Below are 921 nucleotides of genomic sequence, written 5' to 3'. Positions count from 1 at the left end.
TTCGACTTGAATTAAATACTCTTCGTTGTACATCTTACTTCTCATTCAACCATTTGCTTTGTCTCACTTTTTTAGGTTTTTTGCTTTCTGGCTTTTCACTTAAACTATTCCATTTACTCTCTGGCCAACGATCGATTCCAAGCGCAATAGATGCTGCTCTGGCATAAATTCGGCAATCTAACACTTCATTTCTTTCTCTTACCTTCTGCCACTCTTGTTTGGTATATCCTTTCACTACCTTGCTGACTAATTGCTCTGCCGTTAGCTGTTTAAAATATTCAGGTGCATACTCGGGAAAATGACAATATCCAGGTAGAGCTTTTCCTTCTTCTTCTTTTAAAATATTAAGTAATTGAAAAAGCTCTGACTTTAATATCGATACTCCCACTGGCCATAGCTTTATTCCTCTTTTTAGCTTTTGACCACCAACTGTTATATCTACTCTACTTGGACTGCTAAGTGGTACTAGGGCTTTATTTACACCTTTAACTGCCATTACTCTTCCAGCTCCTTGATGACCTCTTACCCAGTTGTATACTTCTTGCGTTGCATACCCTGCATCAACTGCCATCATACTTATCATATATTCAAGCCCATTTTGACCGATAAAATGATGATTTAAGAGCTCAGAGAGTTTTCCCCATACTTCTCCGCCTCCAGTATCACCTTCAAATACTCGGTAGTCTATTGACCAACTTTCGCGGCTTTTTCCCCATGCTACAACTTCTACTTCTAACCGATCTTTTTGGACATCAACACCTGCAGTAAGTACCACTTCTCTCCTAGGCACTGTGCCTACGGGAAAAAATTCTCTTCGGTTAAATAATTGCTTCCAGTCAGGTACTTCTCCCTTATCTACCCAGGTTTCTCCAAGCGTTGTGTTGATCCAAACTTTCAGTAATTGTTCACTTTCCTTTGCAT

The 921-nt window shown here is 39.5% G+C and carries 1 protein-coding gene; it reads right to left on the bottom strand.

Annotated elements, in window-relative coordinates:
• Positions 1-34: 34 nt before the first annotated feature.
• A partial coding sequence (locus ACIPNH_RS00265) for a terminase gpA endonuclease subunit (RefSeq protein WP_400770802.1) occupies positions 35-921 on the bottom strand: 887 nt, incomplete at its 5' end.

Source organism: Wolbachia endosymbiont of Drosophila barbarae, assembly GCF_044752445.1.
Lineage (GTDB): Bacteria > Pseudomonadota > Alphaproteobacteria > Rickettsiales > Anaplasmataceae > Wolbachia > Wolbachia pipientis.
The sequence above is the reverse complement of the archived record's forward strand: the minus strand, read 5'-3'. Positions and strand labels throughout refer to the sequence as shown.